Here is a 23,269-nt window from a genome sequence, read left to right on the forward strand (position 1 = left end):
ATACAACCTTCATTATAAGTGTTCCGGTAAAAGCAGAAATACTAATATACCCCAAAAATCCGGTCAACAAGACTTCTGCTACAACCGGATCGTTTCTTTATTTTTTACATATCAAAACGTGATATAGCCAACAAATAACAATTCCGGTTGCGCCAAATCCGGCATGATATTATATACTTTTACTATTAATAATCACTATATATTTTACTACTTCACACCTATCCCTGATACCAAATATGGACAAAAGTACCTCCTGGCATTCGCTCAGCATAGACAAAGTACTGCAAGAAACCGGCAGTAACAGCAATGGCCTTTCGGATGATGCCGTCCAAAAAAAGCAGGCAGAGTTTGGTAAGAACGAACTGAAAGCAAAAAAGAAGAAAACGGCCATCACCATCTTTCTTAGACAGTTCTTAGATGTGATGGTACTGGTTCTCATCGTCGCAGCTGTCATTTCCGCATTTCTTGGAGAGCTGTCGGATACTATTGTGATCGTCATCATCCTTATATTAAATGCGATCATCGGCTTTGTCCAGGAATACCGGGCAGAAAAGGCAATGGAGGCGCTGCAGAAGATGTCCGCACCATCCACTAACGTATTGCGAAACGGCCAAACTTCCAAAGTTGAGTCCGTGGAGCTCGTGCCCGGCGACATAGTATCCCTCACTGCCGGCGACACTGTCCCCGCGGATCTCCGCATCATGGAATCAGATGCGCTGAAAATAAATGAGGCAAGCCTGACCGGCGAATCCAATACCGTGGATAAAAATCCCGACACACTTGAAGAACAGGATCCGCCCCTGGGTGACAGATTTAATATGGCCTTCAAAGGAACAGCCATCACCAGCGGAAAAGCAAAAGGCGTGGTGATAGCCACCGGCATGCAAACAGAACTCGGCAAGATCGCCGGCATGCTCGATGATGCCGAAAGCAGCACGCCTCTGCAGAAACGGCTGTCAGCATTCAGCAGAAGGCTCACCGTCATCATCATCATACTTTGCGCAATCCTCTTCGCAGTCGGGTTCATCCGGAATGAACCCTGGGAGCAATTACTACTGACAACCTTATCCCTCGCCGTTGCGGCCATTCCTGAAGCTTTACCGGCCGTCGTATCCGTTTCCCTGGCACTTGGCGCACGCCGGCTCATGAAACAACAGGTACTCATCAGGAAACTGTACGCCGTGGAAGCACTGGGATCTGTCACATATATCTGCACAGACAAAACAGGAACACTCACGAAAAATGAAATGGAAGTAAAATCCATTTGGACTGCAGACAAGGAAGGGGAAGACATGCTGCTTTCAGCAATGCGATCAAGCCATGATTCCGAAGAGAAAGATGGAAAATGGACCGGCGATCCAACGGAGGTAGCCATGCTGGCCTATGCGAAAGATCAGGAAGAGCTAAAACGGCTGAAGGAGATCCCGTTCGATTCGGAAAGAAAAGCGATGACGACCATTCATGAGAAAGAGGGCAAATACTGGATGATCACAAAAGGCGCCACCGAATCCATACAGGGAATGCTCGCAGACAAAAACTTCTCTGATGAAATAAAAAAGCAGGAAGAGCAGATGGCAAAAGAAGGCATGCGTGTGATCGGTTTCGCAGGCAAAATGCTTGACCAGCTTCCCGATAAACCAGTTGCAGAAGAACTGGAAAAAGAGCTTGCATTCATTGGCCTCGCCGGAATGATCGATCCGCCACGCAAGGAAGCAAAGGACGCCATCGGTGAATGTAAACGTGCAGGCATCGTACCCGTGATGATCACCGGCGATCACCCTTTAACTGCGGCAGCGATCGGCAAAGAACTCGGCATCGTAGAAAAAGAAGAACAGGTGATCACTGGCAAAGAACTGGAAGCTCTTTCTGATCAGCAGCTTGATGAAAAAGTGGAAGCTCTTCGCGTATATGCCCGCGTGTCTCCCGAACAAAAACTGAAGATCGTAAAGGCTTTGCAAAATCACCATCAGTTTGTCTCTATGACAGGTGATGGAGTAAACGACGCGCCCTCATTAAAGCAGGCAAACATCGGCGTTGCAATGGGTATAACCGGCACAGATGTCACCAAAGAATCATCCAGCATGATACTGCTGGATGACAACTTCGCCACTATCGTAAAAGCAGTCAGGGAAGGACGGCGTATTTATGACAACATCAGGAAGTTCATAAAATATATCCTTACCGGTAATGCCGCCGAGATCTGGACGATCGTCCTCGCCCCTATCGTAGGATTACCGATCCCCCTATTACCGGTTCATATCCTTTGGGTAAACCTGGTTACTGACGGACTTCCCGCACTTGCGTTAGCGACGGAAGCAGAAGAAAAGAGTATTATGGAAAGACCGCCAAGAAGTCCAAAAGAAAGCATCTTTGCACAGGGGCTTGGCATACACATTCTTTGGGTAGGTTTATTTATCGGCTTATTAACGGTCGGCACACAATGGTATTCGATCAATCATACAGAAACGCATTGGCAGACCATCGTATTCACCGTGCTCTGTCTGGCACAGCTTTGGCATGTGATGGCGATCCGGAGCGAAAAAAGATCACTGTTCTCCATCGGCTTATTTACCAACACACCCTTGCTGCTCGCTGTAGGCGGAACCGTTCTGCTGCAATTAGCCGTGATCTATGTTCCGATTCTGAACGGATTCTTTCATACGCAACCATTGACCGCCGGTGAACTGGGGCTTGCATTCGGCGCTTCCGCAATCGTGTTTGTAGTCGTAGAGATCGAAAAGCTAATAAAGAGATCAATGGATAAGAAAAAGAAATGATCATCGCAGAATGCTTTCTGCAGGCGCTTTCACTCAATAAAAACGATGGCCGCCTGCATAAGCCTGAGGCGTAGAAGTATCGCAATGAACGCAAAGAGATTCGTTTGGAACAAGAATTTTCATTGCGATCTTTGCGATCCTTTGCGTCCATTGCGATACTTCTACGCCAACTGAATCAATAATACTATCCCTCAGATCACTCAGCCTGGCAGAGTTACTTAAACACGCGCCAATCTATCTCAAGCCTCTGTCCTCAAACACTTAAACGTTTAACCTTTAAACCTCAGCTCCCTCCTAATCTGGCAACATTCTTGCACCCGCGCCAATACCCTTTCGCCACACACACAAAACCTTATAATCATGAAAACATCATTGATTGTACTTAGCCTTTGTTTGTCATTACTTACCCTGAATACCGGATGTCAGTCGCAGTCTGTTGGCGGTGTTTATTCAGGTGTCATTTTAAGCATCAGCCCGATGATCGGAGGAGGAATGGACCGGGAAGATCTGACACTCTATCTCCGGCCGGATAAAACATTCTCTCAAAGCATGGAGAAAGCTGACTGGAAAACACATGTTGAAGGAAAATGGAGCGTGCAGGGGAAAGATGTAGTGCTCAACTATAGTGATCCCAAACGTAAACCCCGGACCTTTTCGATCGTCAGCCCGGAAAAACTTAAAAGTGGTGGCGGCTATATCCTGTTTAAAATGGTGATGGCGAACAGCATCCCCAAAGGTCTGTATGAATTCAAATACGCTAGCGGAGGTGGCGGCATCGGATCAAACCTGCCCTATGTTGGTGTAAGCGGGAACAGGTATATCTATTTTGATGGAAAGGGGAACTTCTCACAGGACGCATCTAAAGTTGTGGCGGTGATCGGCGACAATATCGGCGGCGGAACCAACAGCAGTGACAATACTGCCGGCACCTATACAATAAAGGATGGTGTACTTACCCTGACCACCGCGGATGGAAAGAAAGCTGTATCCAGCATCTTTACACATAAAGATGCTAAAGGAGAAACCATGGCTACGATCAATGGCGACCTGTACTTCGAAATGACACAGGAAGAGATTACGAAAAAGTTGAAGAACAAAAAGCCTGAAACCAACACCAGTGCGCGGAGCAAAACAGACGATAACAATACAGCAACCGGTTCAACGGCCACTGATGTGTCAGCATCCTCCCTGACCGAAAAGATGCGCTCCGCTCATGGTGCGGCTGCGATCGATCAGCTAAAAAGCGTAACTGTTGAAGCTACGCTTCAGGGGCTGGCACTGAAAGCTGTAACAGATTATAGCCGTGAATGGACACGTCTTGAAACAAGACAAAACGGAAAACTTATCATGGTTGAACAACTGGAAGGAAATTCCGGATGGCAATGGTTAAAAGGCAAAAAGACCACACTGAATGACCAGCGTGTGAAAGAACTGAAAGCAGGGTTTTCTGCCGGACTTGCGGGTCTCCGAAAATCAAAAATCCAACAGCTTAATACAGGCACCGTGAAGAAACAAAAATCCGGCTTCAGCCTTACTTACTCTTCCGATGGTGTGGAGATGGTTTTGATATGCACAGATGATTTCCGGATAATCGGCGAAGCAAAACAAACCGCAACAGTATTTCAGGGGATTACTTACGAAGATTTCAGGGATGTAAACGGAGTACTCCTGCCTTTTACGGAGAAACACACTGACGGCAAAACAACAATGACCGTTCGCATTTCCAAAATAGAAGTGAACAAAGCAAGCGTTACAGATTTCTCATCTGATCTGTAACAGAATGAAATTATACCGATTCATGAGAGGCTTATTCCTGAAGGAATGGCCTCTTCTATTTTATCTCTTGAAAGGAAAGGTTCCTTCCCCGAGATGCCGGCTACCGACCACAGTAAGGCTCTCCCTTCAACTCAAACTCACGCAATAAAAAGACCCCGTCAGGAATGAAAGGGTCGCTAAACTAACTGCTTAGAGAATTCTTTTGCCTGAAATCAAATTCTTTTTGAACGCTCTGGCGCAAAGGTATTTCAAACGATTGTACCGTCTTGCACTAACAGGAAAAATGATTTACGAAAGAAGAAACATCATTCTTCAACACCTGCATACATTCCATCCGGCGTAATAATCTCTTTAGATCAATAAATCGTAATAAATACGAAGACTTTCGTTATTTATTACGATTTAATTATATTCGTACTTATGAACCAGCCATTACCAACATTTCTCTTTTGCCTGCTGAGCCTTTGTTGTTCGGCTCAAAAGCTCCCCCTTATTCAGCCGTGTAATTGCAATTTTAAAATGGATAGTGTCTATCTCGGCTCTGTTCCGCCGACACTTCGCAGCGATTCAGTCTTTCTCAATAAAATAGATTCAGGCTTCAAAACCGATTGCGGCTATCTTATTGTTCCGGAAAACCGCCGTAAAAAAAATAGCCGGCCGATCCGTCTTCCTTATATTATTGTCAGAAGCAAAAGTCCGGACAAGAAAAAAGATCCGGTCCTCTTTACCAGTGGTGGGCCAGGCAACAGTTCACTGAGCTGGGCGCAGGGCATTACCCGAAGTTCAATTATCGAAACCCGTGATTGCATTGCATTCGAGCAACGCGGAACGAAATACGCCATCCCTTATCTCCGAAATACGGAGCTTGACAGCGCCTGGCATGAAGCGTATCGCTACAACCTCTCCATAGACAGCATGACGATCGTTGGTGTAAATCGTTATAAACAGCGACTTGAAAAACGCGGGATCGATCTTGCTGGATACAATAGCGCAGAAACGGTTGATGATATTATCGACCTGTTGAAACTTTTACGAATTGATTCGATCAATCTGTCCGGAGGCTCTTACAGCGGTGGGTTGATGACGGCCGTTGCCCGGAAAGCACCGGACCGTGTCAGATCGATGGTACTGGACTCTCCCCTGCCTACGTTCTCCCCAATAGATGAAGACGAACCCGTTCACTTCATGGAAGCAATGCGCACACTTTCCAGCTATTGCGAAAAGGATTCGGCAGATAAAGCTTCTTACGGGGATCTCTACAACCGTTTTATTAATTACTTTAATTCTATCGTAGACAAAAAATTCTACCAGCCGGTTCCGGACGGTACAGTTACCAGGCAGGTGGCGTACACGAAGAATGAACTGCTTCAGATCATTGTGTCAGCGATCCTTGATAATAACAGGATCAAAGAAGTTCCCTTTATTGTAAACAAACTCATCTCCGGTGATCATGAAACGTATATCCGTCCTTATCTCGAACGGATGATGAAGCGCTACCCGGCCCCCGATGGCATGCGCATGGCTGTTTACTGTGCCGACCAGGCCAGCTATCATAACCCGGAAAGAATACAGCAGGTCTACAAACTTTATCCTTTCCTTCGCGACTACAGGATCAATGATGTATACAAAGCAATGTGCGATTGCTTCGGAGTTCCACCAGTCAGCAGGAATACCAAAGAAGCTTTTTACAGCATAGTGCCCGCGCTCATTGCCGACGGCGAAATGGATGCCGCCTGCAGTCCATTATATGTATGGCAACTCCGTCATTATTTCCCTAACAGCCAGTGTTTTCTTTTTCTGAAAAAAGGGCACGGCGTCGGCTCTCCCGAATTCCGCCTGCTCACGCAAAAGTTCCTTGATGATCCATATCAAAAACTTGAAGCGCCCGGCGGATCAATAAAAAAAATGGAGTAGCTCGTCATCAGGATATTAAAAAAGGCTGGTTATTCACCAGCCTCGTTTTATTAGTTCCTTATCATCACCTGCCGAAGGAATATCGTCCCATCCGCTAGTGTAATGCGTGTTATATAAACACCATCCGGCAAATTAATGTTCATCATTGCCGAACCTCCGGCAACGGAAAGAGTTCCTTTCAACACACTTCTGCCTCCCATATCCCACCATTCAATAGATGCCTTCTGTTCATTAAGTGCAAAGCCATTAAAGCGGATCTGTTTGCTGGCAGGGTTGGGATAGAAGCTCAGCGATCCATCCTGCCTGCGGTCAACCTTCACCTGTTTTCCGTAAGTTGATTGCCCGTTCCTGTCGGTTTGTTTCAGGCGATAATAGCTTACCCCGGAAAGCGGTGTTGCATCTATTGATCCGTAATTCAATGTCACGCTGCTATTTCCTCCGGCAGCCAGTGAAGTAACCTGTTTCAGGCCATGGAAGGAAGTTCCGTCCGCGCTGCGCTCGATCGTGAAATAACTGTTGTTCTGCTCTGACGCTGTTGCCCAGTTAAGTAAAACATTGTTACCCGCGGACACCGCCTGGAAATCGACGATCGTTGCCGGCAGAGGATTCATTCCCCCTACTATATTGCCGAGGGCAAACGTAGAAAAAGAGTTGAATGCAGAAGGGCTGGAGGTAGAACGGAGGCTACCCGTGAGATTGTTACCCGCGTCATAAGCAGGCCCACCAGCACCGCCAATATTTATCCATGATGTTGGTGCTGTATGCAGGTTCTTTACGATCGTTACTTTAGACCCGTCTTTCACGACATCCTGTTCCCCGAAAAATATTTCTATGAATTGGTTACCTGAAAGATCGGCTGTTGGCTGATTCACCATAGAGGAATTGTAGCGGTCTATTGTGTAGTAACGGCGTTCTGAAACATTTGATACGGAAAAAGGCAGCGTATAGTTCAGAGCCCTGGCACTCGAATTATGCATTTGAGCCTGGTAAGTATACAACGCTCCATTGGTATGGTTCACAGTCAATACGACCGGTCTGCTATAACCGCCGCCACCGATCGGGAAGTTTAGTATGGTGGAGCCTGAAGCTGATTTCTGATAACGCATCGGGCCATCCACATAGCTTGTCGACAATGCCGTGCCGGCTGTTGTCGTAGAATTATTCAGCATCGTTAATATTGCAGCAGAGGTAGTATGCAATAAGCCCCGGCTGAGTGCAAGCGTACGGCTTATGTTGACATTACTATTCAGTGTCAAACCTGCGGCGGTATTATCAAGGACCATTCTTGAAATGACCGGCACTGCAGATCCTGCTGTCACATTAAACGCCTGCGCCCCGGTTCCTGTAAAGCTGGCAGTCCCGTTACCGGCGCCAAACGTGATCGCAAGACCTGAAGAGGATGTGACGTTCACATTTCCGAGGTAATCCACATTCGCATTATAGTTTGGATACATCCTTCCGGTAGATAGCTGAATAAAGGTGGCATCACCAACATGTCTGTCGGGATTGGTATAAGCCAGTGCAAGATTTCCGGTACCTGTGGTCGTAAATGAGGAAGTCGATTGGAAGATATTACTACCGGCACAGTTATCATTCGAAGCCCCTGTTTTTGTAAAGCTTGCAGCGCTTTCAAACACTGTACTGTTCAACGTTAAGGCACTGCTGTTCGTTACAATCTCCCCGCCAAAAAGAGAGGAAGGTCCGAAGGCCAGTGTCCCCCCTGCCAGGGTAAGGCTTTGAGCCGTTGTGCCAACTTGTGTGAATTGTCTCAACAACAGCCGTCCCGCCGTAAAGCCTGCACTGCCAACCCTGATCGTATGCCCCGCGGTAAGCGTTGCAGAAGCAATGCTGTTACCGCAGAATTCTATCCCTCCACCATTGATTGATGTTACAAGAACATTATTGTCAAAAACTGTCGAGGGACTATTGCCCGAAATGTAGATCGCTGAATTATTCAAAGGCAGGTTATTGATATAGGTCACGCCTTTGAAAGTATTTCCGGTTGAATTATTGGCCATATGCATATTGGCCGTCCCGGTGTTATTGAAGGTCGTCGTAGCATTAAAAAGGTCCGGTGCGTTTTGTCCGAATACAATAGAGCTGGAACCAGCGTTCGTGATCACTGTTTCATCATTGAATATATTTCCACCGTTGCTATAGTCTGTATTCGCGCCGGTTTTTGTGAAATTCACTTTGCCGTTGAATGTGGAAGAGTGAACGAACAAACCAGGAGTCGAAGAAGTTACATCTCCATCAAATACAGATGAAGGGCCATACTGTACATAGCTTGCCGTACTGGCGAAGGAGAGGTTAATGGGAGCTGAACCAAGTTTGGTGAACTGCCGCAGTTGCAGATAGCCGGATGTAAACCCGTCTGCTCCCACTGCAAGCGTTTTACCTGCTGCAATTGTAGCCGTGGCTGTGGTATTACCTCCGCAGAAACGAACACCTGTTGCAGTGCCTGTAGAATTCACATAAACATTTCCATTGAACATATTCCCCGGAGTACTCCACGCCACCAAAGCCCGTTCAGTTCCGGCAGTGGTAAAATGAGCATCATCATACCAGGTGTCTGCATACCTGTCTCCTAACAAATAATAGCCAGCACCGCTATTCCGGATACGACTAACCCCGCGGAATATATTGCCACCCTCACTGCTTTCACTTGATGCTCCCGTTTTCGTAAAGTCAGTTGTGCCCGAATATTCCGCACCATTCAGATAAAAACCCGGAGCGGAGACTGTTATGTCCCCTCCTAATAACACACCGGGTCCGACTGTCAGTTGGGAAGTACCAGACATATTAAGTGTTACCGGTGCATTTCCTTCCTGCGTAAACCGGCGGATCGCCAATGATCCTATAATAAAACTATCCAGTTGTACACTGATCGAATGACCGGCTTTTAATGTTGCTGAACTGGTAACCGCATTATTGGTAAAATAAATCCCCCTTGATGACCCCGTACTTGCCACCACAATATCATCACCAAAATAAGTGCCGGCAGTATTCCAACCCAAACCAACATAAGACGTACCGTCACTGTGAAAGCTGCTCCTGGCAAAAAATGAATCTGGCCTTGAACCTCCTAATATAAGATAGCCGGTTCCGCTATTCAGCAAAGACACGTCACCATTGAATATATTACCACCATTTGAGTAATCACTATTGGTACCGGTTTTAACCGAATTCACTTTGCTCCTGAAAACACCTCCATTAAAATATATGCCCGGTGTATTCGTAATAAGATCTCCACCAATAATGGATGTATCGGAGATCGCAAGCGCTGCTGTACCGGTGAAGTCGAGTCTTATCGGTTCATTGCCCTGCTGTATAAAATGTTTGAGATAAAGATATCCTGCTGAAAACCCTGTGGCGCCAACCCTGATTGTTTTGCCCGCCGCTAATTCTGGAGCGCTACCATAAGCATTATTACCAAGATAAATAGATGCAGTACCTGAGTTATTTACAATTATATCATCTTTGAACAGATCATTCGATCGATGTCCAAGCGTGAAATATCCCGTATTACTCTGCTGATCTATCTCACAGGTGGACTCAAATATGTTCTGATAACCATTGTTGGCATTGCCGCCGCCGCCTGTTTTTACAAACCGTACAGGCGCATGATAGATTGCACCCTGTGCATAAATATTCGGTGCGGTAATAGTTACCGGTGCTTCAAAATCACTGTTGGGACCAAGGTAAACCGAGCCATTTACTGTTGCTGTAATAACAACAGGCGTATTCCCCTGCTGAAAGAACTGGCGCAGATAAACATATCCTGAAGTAATGCCAGTTGCCCCTTCCCTGATCGTCTTTCCAGCAGCAAGATAAGTCCGGGCGGAGGTATCTCCTCCGCAGAACTGAATACCTCTTGCCGTATCATTTGAATTCAGAAAAATGTTACCATTGAACCATGTCTGCCCTCTCCAGCCGGGTAAGATCCTGTCAGCTCCATTGGCGGTGAACGTTACATCTTCGTTCCATACATCCGAAGCATAATTGCCAAGAACAAGAAAACTTTCCCCACTGTTCGTGATCGAACACTGGCCATTGAAAGTATTTCCTCCACTACTCCAATCTCCGTTTGCCCCTGTTTTCAGAAAAGAAGTAACGCCATTGAATGTTGCGCCGTTGAGAAGCAAACCGGGACTGCTGCTGGTAATATTTCCGTCAAAAGTTGACAGTGGTCCGAAACGCAAAGTTGCCGTTGAAGTGAGCGTAATATTTTGCGGCGTTGCACCCGATTGATTGAATTGCCGCAGGGAAAGAGATCCAGCACTAAACCCATCTGTCCCGATCAAAATCCTGTATCCGGCTGCCAGAGTTGCCTGGGCCGAACTGTTTCCATGACAGAAAAAGATCCCCTGGCCAGTATTATTCACCGTGATGTCTGCATTAAAAATGGTTGAGGTGGAAGTATTCGAAACATAGATCGCGCTACTGCTGGAAGCCATATTATTAAAAGTTACGGGAGCATTAAATACATGCCCGCTCGCGCCCGATGCTACATACAGGTTTCCTACACCTGTATTGGTGAACACGGACGGCGCATTGAACTGATCCGCCATAGACGTACCTAACATCAATGTACCCGAACCCGAACAAAGAACATTCAAAGGCGCATTAAATATATTGTTGCCATGATTACCATCACCCGTTGTTCCCGTCTTATGCAGGTATACAGAATCTTCAAAGCGCGTATTCCTCACGATCATCGTTGCAGCAGTGATGCTTGTTTTGCAATTGAACACTAATGGACCGTTTCCAAAGGAAACATTATTCGCCCCGGCTACAACTAACTTCCCGGGTTGAATGGTACCTGCTGTACACGTAAAGTTTGTTCCGTTCACGGTGATTGCAAATCCTGACAGGTTAAAAGTGCCGCTGGTAAGTGTCAGGTTATTGACTGAAACATCTCCGTTCAAACGGCAACTGTTTGCAGTATTCACGATGATAACATTGTCAGTTGAAGTGGGAACGCCCGCGGGCGTCCAGTTCGCAGGAGCTGACCAGTCTGACGAAACTGACCCGTTCCAGGTAAAAGTTGTCTGACCCGATACGGCTGAGGCGCAAAAGGGTAACAAGAAGAAAAGTAGAAACTTTCTCATAGCAATTCGGTGGATAATGGATTATGGTTGTTTTCCGTCTTTTGCCTGACTTTCAAGCATGGACAACCTGTGATTTCACTTAATGAAACTAAGGGTAAATACCTAACGGTGGACTATTACGAATATTGCCCCGATCCGGGTTTTATTTACTTTTCTTATCATTTGTCAAGAAAAAGCTGGCCGCTCCTCATTGCTTAACCGTCCTCCAGACCTTTTTTCCGCATGCGCGCCTGTAAGACGAGAATATTTCCCGATACTGCTTCTTATATTAATATATACCAAGACCGGTTCTCGCATTTGCGGTTTATCTTCATAGCCATCACCAACAATAACGCCGCGAAAATTAGCCAGATGAAAAACATTCGTTCAAGTCATTTCTTTCCACCGGTTCTTTTCTTATTGCTCATCAGTCTTTTCCTGACCTCAATTCCTGCATTTTCACAGGATAAAAACATATTCGCTTTTTCTTCGCTGGCAGAGAAGATCTACATTCAGACTGACAGCCGCGTTTACACTAACAACAAGACCATCTGGTTCCGGGCTGTCGTAACCGACGCAGTAGAGCATTTCCCTACAAAACTAAGCGGCGTACTATACGTAGAACTGGTCGATCCTTCCGAAAAAATAATGGAGAAAAAACTGATCCGCATCACTGAAGGAGTTGGCGATGGTTTTATTGAACTGAGTGCGGACTATCCCGAAGGACTTTACCAGCTCCGCGCCTACACTGAATGGAATAAGAACTTTGGTGCTGATTTTATATTCCGCGAGTATCTCCAGGTCTTCGCATCCGGTAATGTGGTGAAAGTAAATCCGATCAGGGACATTACCCTGGTGAACGAGGACAATCAACACCAATACATCAACGCATTGTTTGACCCTCTTGTAATAGACAGCGCTCATACCAAAAACCTTACCCTGTTTGTTACACTGGATGATAAAAAAGATACGCTGGTGATCGGCAAAAATGACAAGGGGAATTACCTGTTAAAATATCCCCTGCCGCAAGATGGGCAGTTGGTCACACTTCAACTGCAAACGAAAAACCTGAGGACTTATTCGAGAACCATTCTTTTCGCAAAGAACTACCTGGACCTTCAGTTCTTTCCTGAAAGCGGTGAACTGATCCACGGATTGCCTGCTGTTCTCGGAGTAAAGGCATTGGACAGCTCTGGCAAAGGGAAAGTCATTCAGGGGGATATCGTCAATGGCAAAGGAGAGGCAGTCGCCCATTTCAAAACCAATACCTTCGGCATGGGAACCGTTACTCTTCCTTTCGCCGATAGCACCGAGCGATACACTGCCAAAGTTCTTAACACCGGAGAGTCTGCTTCACCTGCAAGAAGCTTCACACTGCCACGTGTTTCTGCAAACGGATATGTATTAAACATCAGTAAACCTGCAGATCGCATTCTCATAAGAGCTTACTCAAATACCGGGGAAGACAGTGTAATAGTACGGGCATCCTGCCGGGGTCTCGTTTATTTTGATATAAGAGGGCGTTTGAAAAACGGCATGCTGGAATTCTCCCTACCAACAGCCAGTCTGCCGGATGGCGTGATCGCCTTTGCAATTATGCGGGATACATCAATGCCGGTGGCTGAACGGCTCTATTTTAACAGCAGGCCCGAACACCGGCTGAACCTTTCCCTTAACACCGACAAACCCAACTATCAGCAGCGCGAAAAAAGCACACTCCTGATCGATACAAAAAACAGCGAAGGCAAACCAACAAAGGCCAGCATCTCTGTTACCGTGCTGAATAAAGATCAACTGGGAGACATGCAGCTCAACAGGCAGAACATAATATCTTACCTGCTGCTTAGTTCAGATCTGAAAGGAACAATTGAGCAGCCTGGCTACTACTTCGAAAAAGAACAGGAAAGAAGTGCCGACCTCGACGCTCTTTTGCTGACACAGGGCTGGCGAAAATATAACTATGTGAAGCCGGAGGAAACGATCCGCTTTCAGCCCGAACCCTTCCTGACAATTTCAGGAAATGTAAAAGGCGGATTGTTCGGTAAGAAGCAAAAGAAAGGAACGTCACTTACGCTGATGACATTTGGCAAACCACCATCCGTTGAAACGACAACCTCAGACAGCACCGGGAGGTTCAGCTTTATGATCAATGATCTTTTTCAGCAGACGGTGAATGTTCTTATTCAAACCAATAACAAATCCGGTGAGAAAAAAGATTACATGATCACGCTGGATCAGAAACAAACGCCACCTGTTGCGTTTGACCAGATCAGGACAGTAGAACAGCCTGATAGCACCATACAGGCTTTTGTCAGGAAGAGTATTGACCGGAAAAAAACAGAAGATGCTTACATCGCCGCAACCGAAGGCGTTACGCTTGGCGAAGTGATCGTAAAAAGCTATGTGCTGACCCCGGAAAGAAAGAAAGTTACAGACCGCTACGGTAAACCCAGTATTATCATTGAAGGCGATGACATCCGTGCCAATGAAGCAAAATGGTCTTATGGACTATATAGCGTACTTCTCTTTAATTATCCGGATAAGATCAGGATCGTACGCGCCGGTGATGGTACATTGTATGCCATGCATCATAACAGGGAAATGACACTGGTGGTGATAGATGGAATTCCTGTAATGCCTTATGATTATCCACTGATCCCTTCTATCCCTCCCAGCGAAGTCAAGACCTTTGAAGTGATCGATTTTGCAAAAAACTTCAGCACCCTCTATTGCGAACTCTTTCCGCAAAGCTGTATGAATGCACCTGCCTGGGGTAATGTGATCGCGATCTATACCTATGGAAAAAGCGGCTTGTTCGGAGCAAACCGTGCACCGGGTATTACAAAAGCAGCCATCCCGGTATTCTCACCACAACGCACATTCTTTGCACCAAAGTATGAACAACCAACTGCTGATGACTGGAAAAAACAGGATCTTCGCTCCCTGATACACTGGGCTCCCAATGTACAGACCGACAGTACCGGACGCACATCAGTATCATTTTACAATGCCGACCTTACGGGAAAAATGCTGGTGATCGCAGAAGCAATCTCTCCCAACGGGGAAGTCGGTTATCAGCAATTGACCTTCGACGTTAGAAGAAAAGAGGAACAGTAACATTGCTGTCTGATAACTGGACGTTCTCCAAATGATTATTATGTGTTCCTTCCAGTATTCCGCCGGTAAAATAAACTGGTATAACTGGAAGGAATCACTCAAAAGGCAACTTCTTGCCAGATCAAACAACCGCTTCTTCAGCGAAGCCTTTCAGTGTTGTTTGCTCAACGGCTTGCGGAACCGGGCTCTCCTGAGCTCCCGTGGCCTGTGAAAGGAAATCTTCAGCCCAGTAGTTAATGTCATAGTGGCTAACAAGTTCATACAGTCGTTCCATCCGCATGTTCCTTTCTTCACTGTTCATGATCAATGCCTGTAATAGATTTTCCCTTAACGCCTTCGGATCATACGGATTGGTCAGCACCGCATAGGGCAATTCCACCGCAGCACCGGCGAATTCAGATAACACCAACACACCTTTATCTCCTTTTACCTCACCCTGAACAGCAATGTACTCCTTTGCAACAAGGTTGAGGCCGTCCCGCAACGGTGTGATCCACGCGATGTCTGCTGCACCATAGTAAGCCAGGATCTCCTCAAATGGGATCGCCCGGAAGAACAGCCTGATAGGTGTCCAGTTGATATTCGAGTACTTCCCATTGATCCGTCCAACAGCCTGCTCTATCTGCAACTTCACCTCATCATAGACCTTCATGCCTTCCGCGGGTGGCGTGCAAATATTAACGAGCTCAACCTTGCTGTGGAATTCAGGGTACTCTTCGAGAAACTGTTCAAAGGCCAGGATCTTCTCAAGCGGGCCTTTTACATAATCAAGCCTTTCCGCACTCACGATCATTTTCTTCCCCCGCAATGCCTGTTTCAATGTATCGATCTTCGCTTGCATGCTTCCATCTGCAAAAAGCTTCCGGATATGCTGCATATCAATTCCAACAGGCAATGCACCAAGTTTCACCGATCGCTGATCCATAAAGATCCCCGGCGTCATTTGCGACACACCAATAGCTGCACTGTAGGTCAAAAACCTGGGAGCACAGTTGATCTTCTCCTGTGCCACTACCGGGAACAGGCTGTTCGCTACATCCACAAAATTCTCCACATAACGGGGAATATGAAATCCTATAAAATCACATTGCAACAGGCTGCCTATGATCTCCCGTTTCCATGGCAATATATTAAACGTGTTTGCCGCGGGAAATGCCGTGTGATGAAAGAATGCGATGGTAAGATCAGGTCTTAACTGACGTAAGAACCCGGGCACCATCCAGAGATTGTAATCGTGTATCCATACGATTGCGCCGTGATCTGCCTGCTCTGCAGCTTTCTCTGCAAAACGCCTGTTGATCTTTACAAAATGATCCCAGTGATGATGATTGAACTGAGCCTTATCCACAAAAGAAAAGATCGTAGGCCAGAATGCTTCTTTCGCAAATGTCTTATAGAACAATTCCACCTCATCGCTGGTAAGTCCTATCCGCGCTGCCATCAGGTTCGGATAGCGGTCTTTATCGATATAGAAATTACGCAACACTTCTCCCTCCTGCTCTGTTTCTTCCCACGCGATCCATACACCCGCACGTCCGTTTGCAAAAAAACTTTGAAGGGTTGGAAGGATCCCATTCGGGCTTTTCGGAGAAACATATTGTTTCTTCCCGTTCGACCATGTCGTTTCATAAGGGAAACGGTGATACATCATTACCAGCTGTGGTGTCTCTGATATTGCGTTCACCAGCATCTGCTCCGTTGGCATTTTTGCCAGTGAAGAGAATGCAGGAAAAATGTCCAATGCTTCGGTAATACCACCGGCGCCGGCCTTCGCTGCGAAGTGAACATCATCCAGCATTTCCGTTGCTTCTACCAAACGGACTTCCGCATTACCAACAACCACACCGTTAAATCCGCAGGTATACATGGACAGGTCATTCAATGTGTCACCCGCCACAAGTACTTCCCTGTAATCGACATTGATATGATCGATCAGTTTTGTAAGGGAGGTTCCTTTATTAACCCCACCCGGCAATACATCAAGAAACTTCCCCGCGGAATAGATCACGTCGCATCGGAGCGAAGCAACCGCTTCCCGGACAGTTTCTATCAGCGTTTCATCTTCTATAAAAAAAGAACAGCGCCTTTGCTGCGGCACTTCCTGGTATACAAGACCCGGGATATCTTTCAATACATCGAGGATCTTTAGCTCACCTGGCCAGTTCTTTTCAATGGCAGCTTGTAGCGGCTCAACCGGTTCAAGCGTATGACCGTTAACAATGGTTGCCCCTACATCGCAAATGATATAGTCCGGATTCGGAATGATCGGATCATTCAATAATGGAATGACGGACTCCAGTCCCCTTCCTGTAACGAATACAAGTTTCAGGGCAGTATTCTCCCTGATAAGCCTGTACAATTGTTGTTTATGTAAACTCTTCCCACCCAGGAAAGTCCCGTCAAGATCAGTCGCTAATAACATATTTCCTGTTTTAATTTAAGAAAATTGCCTTTCAAGGAGTTTGAACTCATTAAAAGGATTTGCATGCTTGTGGAGGATCCGGTATACAGAATTAAAAACGGGCGTTTGCAAGGCTGATTTCTTCAGCAATCTTTCAAGTTCCTTCGACGCACTGAAACCCTCCGCTACCATTTCCATAGCCTGTAAAGCTTTGTTGACCGCGTAACCACGGCCGATCAGTTTCCCTAATGTGCGGTTGCGGCTGAAATCCGAATAAGCCGTTACCAGAAGATCGCCAAAGTATGCTGACTGAAAAAGATTCCGTGTTCCCGGCTCTATAGATTCGATCAGCCGGCTTGCTTCGCCCATCGAGTTTGCAACCAACACTGCCTGGAAGTTCTCCCCATACAGAAGTCCCTGGGCGATACCACTGGCTACTGCAATGACATTTTTCAGGATGGCTGCATATTCGATTCCTGCGGGATCCAGGCTTTGAATGGCCCGCACATACGGACAGCTTAGCTGCTCACACAACCCTTTCACCAGTTGCTGATCAGCTCCTGCAATCGTGAGATAGGTATTGCGGTTATTCGCAATCTCCTCAGCGTGACAGGGGCCTCCAATAACCACGACATCTTCTTCATTCCGTCCCAATTGCGTTGCCACAAAACGGCTGGGGGTGAGTCCGGTCCCGGGAACAAATCCTTTGATAGAAACAGCCACCGGAACACCGGTCAGCAGAGCGGCATCATGTTCCTGTAAAGTAGCTTGCAGGTAGGCAGACGGCACCGCGAAAACAACAAGGGAAGACCCTGCAATCGCATCAGCCTGTACCGCTGTAACGTGTATAAAAGAGAGATCAAGAGAAGCTGCGCCAAGATACCGGGGATTATGACCATGCCGCCTGATAAACGCTGCAGTTGCCGCATCCCGTACAAGCCATGAAACATTGATTTTACTTTCTGCAAATATCTTCACGAGCGCTGTTGCCCAGCTGCCGCTGCCAACAATAGTTATCCTGTTAAGCATGGCGCAAAGCTATCCCCCTGACTATGGAACGGAGTTAATCTCAGATTAAAAGAACATTAAAATGAAAAAAGTGTTTTACGAAGTAACTTCGATGGATATATGTAAAAGACAAGCCCGCAAGATCATAAGTGAATTCATCACCGGGCTTTGCTGGCGCCGCCTGCCGGTCCTACCGATAAGACTTTTTCGCCACATTCCTCAAAATGCCCTGCACGCCGGGCAATAGCACTATTACGGTATCAGCGGTCAGCACAAAAAGATCTGTTGCAACTTCTGCACCGCCACACTGAAAGAAGGAGCATTCCTGTCCCTAAGGCTTTCAAGCAAATGCGGTGCCCGGAGCTCCGGCATTCCGGTATACGCCCACATGGTAATGGTAATGCAAGCCTTCTCATGCAACAATGCATCACCTCCTTCCAAACATTCGATCATAAAATTCCTTGCGGCCATACTATCCTGGAATTCGATCATCGCCTGGAATACATCCCGGAAACAATCATTCCTGTGATGAAGGAACTGATGATAGATAATGCTAAAGCTGCAATTATATTGCTTCAGCAACCAAAGCCCGGTAGCAAATACGATAATTCTGACCGGACTGGTATGCTGCATTTTTTCAACAAGTAAACGGGCCAATCCTTTGTAGTTATGAAAGATCAGGGTATCGATCGCAGCACGCAGACAGGTGAATTCTGTTTCAGTATCGATCCTCTTTAACGTACTGGCGATGATCTCCTCTTTCCAGACCTCTTCTTCGGACGGAGTGGCCTGATATACATCACCAAAACCATCTTTATAAATGTAAAGGGTATTGCCTCCATTCATCATATACAGCTGCCTGGAAGTAAATTGTTCCATTTGTGTCATTAATCTTCCAGTGTAAAAGGCAACTCGTACTCTTTTTCAACAACCTTATCCTTGCTGCGTACTTTCACCGCAACTTTTGCTTTCAGTTTCTCACCTGTCAGAAGATAGTGTTTCACAAAACGGTCTTCATATACCATCCAGGATGGACTTTCGATCAGATATTCTGCAGTCCCGGATTTCCTGGCTTCATAAGCCCAGCGCTCAACATGCAATGGCTCGTAGTTAACGAAATTGCCGGCACATACAACCTGTATGCCGGGCAGGGATTTATTTCCCATTTCCGTATTATGCTCAACCAACACGCGGATCACGGAGTTATCTTCCAGGTCCCGCACTTCCCACTCATCGATCTTTGTTCTGATATTCATATTGCTTTATTGATAGTGATGGGGCCAAAATTAGCAGGCACAGACTACCCGGTCAGGCCGGAATCAGTGAACAGTGGGTTTTATCCAGTAAATGGTCTTAACAGCACGATATGTTCATATATCGCTTATATACCCCGAAAAGAAAAACGCCGTAAGAGCTTGCTTACGGCGTTTCAGAAACAGGTTGGAAGTTATCATTGCCTGATCAGCACAACCGTATTGGGACCAACAGCCGGCGCCACAGAGAAATTGAATTTCTTTTTACCATTTTTATCAAAACAAAACACCTCTCCGGTAGTTACAAAGTTTTTTGCATCGGTAACATAAACGTCTCCCGTTTCTGTATCGATATTCACCCCGTAAGGGTTTATGATAGCAGTTCCGTCTGTAACAAAGTTTGAGCGTGTTTCTTTGAAATCTGTTGTGCTGAGTGTGCGCACGTTCTTCGAACCAAAGTATCCTCCCGTTGCATACAGCAATCCATCATAATAGCGGATCTTACCGATAGCGGTATCGGCGGCTTTCACCACGCTATTGGTTGCCGTGCTGAATTTCACCAAAGACGGAGCAACATCAGCATAGTTGCCTCCGCAAGCCACATAGATATTTCCGCTGTTATCCGCGGCAACAAATCCCGGATTTACACCAATCTTTACCTTTTGTGTTTCAGCCATCGTATTCAGATCCACCACAGAAAGAGTGGAATCAAACACAGGGTTGTATCCTCCTGAGTTAGCAACATACAGGCGATCGCCGGACACAGCAAGACCATCAGGATTTGCGCCGACCTTTATCCACTTATCCACGGTCAGGGAAGTGGTATCAATTACAGCAACAGTACCATCACTGGACGATACCAGCACTTTATTCTTATATCCCACAGCATAGCGGGGTTCCCTTTTTGCGCCGCTTGCCGGATCAGTAAACTCGATCTTACTGATCAATTTCGCTGTAAAAGCATTTGCAATAGTGACATTGCTTGAAACGTTCATCGGAATATAGATCTTACCACCGTACAGCAGGATATCATTCCCAACCCCACCAAGGCCACTGCCATTTACACTGTTCCAGTAATCGGTAGTCGCTTTATTGTCACTGAACCCATAATAGGTAAGCATTGTGTTGCTACCGCTAAAATTTCCCTCACTCATTACATACAGACCAGTGGTCACTTCAGGAGTTTCAGGAGCTGGATTGTCATCTTTGTTACAAGAGCTTACAAACACAAAAAGAGATAGTGCAATAAGCAGCGATGTTGTTTTCATTTTTATTGATTTATAGTAAAGCCGATTTTATAAGACCTCCCCGGCATGGGATATAAGTTAATAATGTCATAGCGGCGATCGGCAAGATTGTTCAACTCGGCCTTCACCTGTAAATGCAATTGTTTCAAACTGAAATTCCGCGCCACAAAAACATCCTGTGTTCCCCAGCCATCCATTTGGGTGAAAGAACTGTTATCACCGATCGTATATCGTGTTCCGGAAAGAACAGCGCTATACCCGGCCGTCCATTTGCGATAAGCAACCGACAGTATTCCCGAACCTGAATGATCCGGTGTATAAGGAATTCTATCCCTGTAACTGGAAGAAGACGGATCCGTGATATCCCGCGCCTGCTGCCAGGTATAGGACACACGTGCGTTCCAGGTGATCATTCCGAAAGCGCCTCCTGCTTCGGCCGTTACATCAACACCTTTGATATCTACCTTACCAAGATTAAGCATCGTCCACACAAAAAGATTCTGCGAGGGTACTGCAACGATCTTGTCATTAATGCGGTTTATATAGCCATCCACGCTTGCGCTGAAGTGGCCCGCTGTTCCTTTCGCGTGCGCGGAGTAGGTCACACCAAAATTGTATTGCCGCGCCAGTTCAGGCCGCAGCGACGTGTTCCCGATAAAATTATAATACAGATCATTGAAGGTGGGCATGCGATACACTTCCTTATAAAATGCACGAAGCATTAAGGGGCTGCGAAGACCTAATTTCCGGCTTAAAGAAAACGCCGGCGTGAATTTATTCCGGCTGACGCTGGCGTTGTTTCTTTTTGTTTCGTCTTGAAAGTAACTCCACAATACAGAACCCTGCACCTGCCACAGCGAATCGGCATAAGACAAAAGCAGGTTATCCCAATTGCTCCATCGTGATGGCTTTGCAAAGTTGGACTTGTTGGCATGCAGGGTCGTATAAGCAAAATCAGCGGACAATGCAGCTGTGATATTCTGCGATACCGCCTGGCTCACTGAAGCGGAGAGATATCCTTCATTCTGCCGGTACCGGTCATCCAGCCCGCCGGAGTTATTCAGGAAATCAGGATCGCGGTAACGTGTATAAGCGTGATTGAACTTTCCCGCTATGAGCAACGATGTATTTTCCGAAATACTTTTTACGTAGCGCGTTTGCACAAAATAATCCCGGTTGTATAATTGCTGAACGGATCGGTCATTAAAGAATACGATCGCGCCAGGCAATCCGCGTTTCGATACAAAGCTCCATGCTTTTAACTGTAAAGATGAACTGTCGCGGAACTGTTTGCTGAGGTTGATCTCTCCCTGTAACGAGCGTAATCTGCTATTGTTCCGTTTTGTTTTTTCCGAAAGATTTCCATTGATGACGGTGAACGGATAATCTCCTTCGGAAGAAACCCCTTCTGTGTAAAAGCTCAATATTGTATTCCGGGGTAAGATCCATGCTGCGCCGCCAAAGGCCTGCCAGTAACCAAAGGATCCATTCCGGACACCGGCCTGCCACCTGTTCCGCGTTAATGCTGCCACATTGAACGAAGGCGTATACATGGCCAGCACAGATCCAGAACTAAAGGCCCGGGCTGGCAGCAGCGAAACAGAAGGATTGGGTTGATAGAGGTCGAGCGACTGCAGGTTATTGCTGGAGAAACGGCTAAGATCGGTTTGTCCTGACTGAACATCAGAAACCGGAATGCCATCATACAGGAGACCACTGTGTGAAGCCCCGAGACTGCGCACTGAGATCGTTTTTAATCCTCCTGCCCCGCCATAATCTTTTACCTGTACACCGGAGAAGAAGCGGGCTGCATCTCCCACCGTTGGGGCGTTCACCTGTTGAAGCGTTTGCTGACTCAGGCTTTGAGCGGGCAAACGGTCATCAAAGGGGTTTTTCTTTTTGAAACCGGTCACTTTCACCTTTTCCATGGTGCGTGTTGTATCCTGCGCCTGCAAAGAAATTGCAGCGCATAGAACAACGGGTGCCCATAAAAAATGTCGTAGTAGTGATCTCATATTAGTTAGTCCGGGTACCTGGCAATACAACTTTATACAGTCGGTCTGCACAGGCCTGCCGGCGATTCATACTGTTCAAGGCGAATCGGGTTCACAACAAGGGGGATAGAAACAGGCAGAACGGGATAGCATGTGGGGCTATACAATCTCTTCCTGGCCTTTTCCGCGAAAGCCGTGAACAATGATGCTATGGGCAGGTCTTCTGGCTTGAGGCTCATCCTGGCACCTTCCCATCCGCCTTGGCGAACAGTGGTTTGCAGATCCAGTATGTTTCCCTTTCGGGCACCTCTTACAGCTGCGGGACAGCTCCGGAATTACACCGGATTCCCTTTTAATCCTTGTGGCGGGCCACAGGAACCGATAACGGCGGCAAAAGTAGGGGAAATTGGGGATAGTTGGTCGTTGGCCATTGGTCGTTGTCCGTTGACCGTTGACCGTTGTCCGTTGACCGATGGCCGTTGTCCGATGGCCGATGTTCGATGGCCGATGACCGAGTTTAAGTCAGCACCATTTAATAAAGGGAAAGATGCCCTCCGGTTTCAGATGGGCTCTTTCCTTTTAGTATCCCTCGAATTGAAGCTCGGCCATCGGCCATCGAACATCGGCCATCGGTCAACGGTCAACGGACAACGGACAACGAACAACTCTGGTAAACATTCTTCTCAAAGCTC

The 23,269-nt window shown here is 46.7% G+C and carries 11 protein-coding genes and 1 riboswitch; of the genes, 4 read left to right on the forward strand and 7 right to left on the reverse strand.

Going from position 1 to position 23,269, the window contains the following annotated elements; all coding sequences use genetic code 11:
• Positions 1-236 precede the first annotated feature (236 nt).
• The 3 genes from LZZ85_RS13700 to LZZ85_RS13710 all read left to right on the forward strand — a co-directional run bounded on the left by LZZ85_RS13700 (position 237) and on the right by LZZ85_RS13710 (position 6,467).
• The gene (locus LZZ85_RS13700) at positions 237-2,777 is read left to right on the forward strand and encodes a cation-translocating P-type ATPase (protein ID WP_237872628.1); all 2,541 of its coding nucleotides are present in this window, start codon (positions 237-239) and stop codon (positions 2,775-2,777) included.
• Positions 2,778-3,137: 360 nt separating this feature from the next.
• Positions 3,138-4,553, forward strand: a complete 1,416-nt coding sequence (locus tag LZZ85_RS13705) for a hypothetical protein (protein WP_237872630.1) — start codon at positions 3,138-3,140, stop codon at positions 4,551-4,553.
• A 519-nt stretch (positions 4,554-5,072) separates the two neighbouring features.
• Positions 5,073-6,467, forward strand: a complete 1,395-nt coding sequence (locus LZZ85_RS13710) for an alpha/beta fold hydrolase (RefSeq protein WP_237872632.1) — start codon at positions 5,073-5,075, stop codon at positions 6,465-6,467.
• Positions 6,468-6,517: 50 nt separating this feature from the next.
• Here LZZ85_RS13710 and LZZ85_RS13715 read toward each other — a convergent pair whose 3' ends face one another.
• Complete coding sequence (locus LZZ85_RS13715; protein WP_237872634.1) at positions 6,518-11,578, reverse strand: DUF8693 domain-containing protein; 5,061 nt, start codon at positions 11,576-11,578, stop codon at positions 6,518-6,520.
• A 351-nt stretch (positions 11,579-11,929) separates the two neighbouring features.
• On the opposite strand from LZZ85_RS13715, the gene LZZ85_RS13720 reads away from it, so the two are divergent.
• Positions 11,930-14,674, forward strand: a complete 2,745-nt coding sequence (locus tag LZZ85_RS13720) for a hypothetical protein (protein WP_237872636.1) — start codon at positions 11,930-11,932, stop codon at positions 14,672-14,674.
• A 121-nt stretch (positions 14,675-14,795) separates the two neighbouring features.
• On the opposite strand, the gene ggpS is transcribed toward LZZ85_RS13720, so the two are convergent.
• The 6 genes from ggpS to LZZ85_RS13750 form a co-directional block, all read right to left on the reverse strand.
• The gene (ggpS, locus tag LZZ85_RS13725) at positions 14,796-17,096 is read right to left on the reverse strand and encodes a glucosylglycerol-phosphate synthase (RefSeq protein ID WP_237872638.1); all 2,301 of its coding nucleotides are present in this window, start codon (positions 17,094-17,096) and stop codon (positions 14,796-14,798) included.
• A gap of 15 nt (positions 17,097-17,111) precedes the next feature.
• On the reverse strand, positions 17,112-18,104 hold the full coding sequence (locus tag LZZ85_RS13730) for an NAD(P)H-dependent glycerol-3-phosphate dehydrogenase (protein ID WP_237872639.1): 993 nt from the start codon (positions 18,102-18,104) through the stop codon (positions 17,112-17,114).
• Between the two features lie 246 nt (positions 18,105-18,350).
• Positions 18,351-18,962, reverse strand: coding sequence for a hypothetical protein (locus LZZ85_RS13735; RefSeq protein ID WP_237872642.1), 612 nt, complete (start codon positions 18,960-18,962; stop codon positions 18,351-18,353).
• 8 nt (positions 18,963-18,970) lie between these two features.
• Entirely contained in the window at positions 18,971-19,339 is a 369-nt protein-coding gene (locus tag LZZ85_RS13740; RefSeq protein ID WP_237872644.1) for a hypothetical protein, read from the reverse strand.
• A 194-nt stretch (positions 19,340-19,533) separates the two neighbouring features.
• Complete coding sequence (locus LZZ85_RS13745; RefSeq protein WP_237872646.1) at positions 19,534-20,604, reverse strand: DUF5074 domain-containing protein; 1,071 nt, start codon at positions 20,602-20,604, stop codon at positions 19,534-19,536.
• A 2-nt stretch (positions 20,605-20,606) separates the two neighbouring features.
• Positions 20,607-22,511, reverse strand: a complete 1,905-nt coding sequence (locus LZZ85_RS13750; protein WP_237872648.1) for a TonB-dependent receptor domain-containing protein — start codon at positions 22,509-22,511, stop codon at positions 20,607-20,609.
• Positions 22,512-22,773: 262 nt separating this feature from the next.
• A riboswitch (cobalamin riboswitch) is annotated at positions 22,774-22,975 on the reverse strand.
• Positions 22,976-23,269 lie beyond the last annotated feature (294 nt).

It is taken from the genome of Terrimonas ginsenosidimutans (assembly GCF_022012415.1).
GTDB classification, from domain to species: Bacteria; Bacteroidota; Bacteroidia; order Chitinophagales; family Chitinophagaceae; genus Terrimonas_A; species Terrimonas_A ginsenosidimutans.

Coding starts and splice junctions, on each gene's coding strand:
- LZZ85_RS13735 (WP_237872642.1), bottom strand. CDS start 18,962: ATGGAACAATTTACTTCCAGGCAGCTGTATATGATGAATGGAGGCAAT.
- ggpS (WP_237872638.1), bottom strand. CDS start 17,096: ATGTTATTAGCGACTGATCTTGACGGGACTTTCCTGGGTGGGAAGAGT.
- LZZ85_RS13715 (WP_237872634.1), bottom strand. CDS start 11,578: ATGAGAAAGTTTCTACTTTTCTTCTTGTTACCCTTTTGCGCCTCAGCC.
- LZZ85_RS13720 (WP_237872636.1), top strand. CDS start 11,930: ATGAAAAACATTCGTTCAAGTCATTTCTTTCCACCGGTTCTTTTCTTA.
- LZZ85_RS13700 (WP_237872628.1), top strand. CDS start 237: ATGGACAAAAGTACCTCCTGGCATTCGCTCAGCATAGACAAAGTACTG.
- LZZ85_RS13745 (WP_237872646.1), bottom strand. CDS start 20,604: ATGAAAACAACATCGCTGCTTATTGCACTATCTCTTTTTGTGTTTGTA.
- LZZ85_RS13750 (WP_237872648.1), bottom strand. CDS start 22,511: ATGGAAAAGGTGAAAGTGACCGGTTTCAAAAAGAAAAACCCCTTTGAT.
- LZZ85_RS13740 (WP_237872644.1), bottom strand. CDS start 19,339: ATGAATATCAGAACAAAGATCGATGAGTGGGAAGTGCGGGACCTGGAA.
- LZZ85_RS13705 (WP_237872630.1), top strand. CDS start 3,138: ATGAAAACATCATTGATTGTACTTAGCCTTTGTTTGTCATTACTTACC.
- LZZ85_RS13710 (WP_237872632.1), top strand. CDS start 5,073: ATGGATAGTGTCTATCTCGGCTCTGTTCCGCCGACACTTCGCAGCGAT.
- LZZ85_RS13730 (WP_237872639.1), bottom strand. CDS start 18,104: ATGCTTAACAGGATAACTATTGTTGGCAGCGGCAGCTGGGCAACAGCG.